Origin of the sequence: Vibrio sp. 1727, from assembly GCF_033344415.1 — a bacterium.
GTDB lineage: Bacteria > Pseudomonadota > Gammaproteobacteria > Enterobacterales > Vibrionaceae > Vibrio > Vibrio alginolyticus.
Genome location: NZ_JAWPOT010000484.1, coordinates 1 through 580, shown reverse-complemented (window position 1 = coordinate 580; position 580 = coordinate 1). Strand labels below are relative to the sequence as shown.

Annotated in this window: 1 pseudogene; it reads left to right on the top strand. The window is 44.5% G+C overall.

The window, feature by feature from the left end:
• Positions 1-580, top strand: a pseudogene (locus tag R8O10_RS26495) (response regulator); the annotation flags it as partial.

Sequence of the window (580 nt, the reverse complement as noted above, 5' to 3'; positions counted from 1 at the left end):
CAATGGAGCTTAATTCTGCACAAAGCCAAGAAGAGCTTTCATCCCTTGCCAAGTTTCGTGAAATTGCCAACATTGCGCTAGGCAAAGGGGCGGCCATTATGGCTGATCACTTGCATGAGTTTATCCAGTTGCCAGTTCCGCATGTTGGGCCATTGTCCTATGGTGAATTGCATATGACGCTGGTGGACGTGATTGGGCGAGATAGCTCTGTAGCAGTTTCGCAGCGCTTTGTTGGCGGCGGTATACACGGAGAGGCGTTGGTTTGCCTACGTGGGAAAGATATCAATCAAATTGGCGAAAGGTTGGGGTATCTGCTCGAATTTACGCCTCATAATGAAATTATTTTAAATGTCTCTAACTTGCTGGTTTCGTCATTCCTAACCTCTTTAGGGAACCAACTTGATAAGCAGTTTTCACTTCGTCAGCCGGGCATCGTCGATACAATCACTCCTTACAATGAAGAACAAGGAGAATCAGGCGAACTCTTTACCATCGAATATACCTACATGGCGGAAGCGCTCGATTTTGAGTGTGAAGTATTATTTCTAATAGACAAACCATCAGTAGAAATTATTTATGA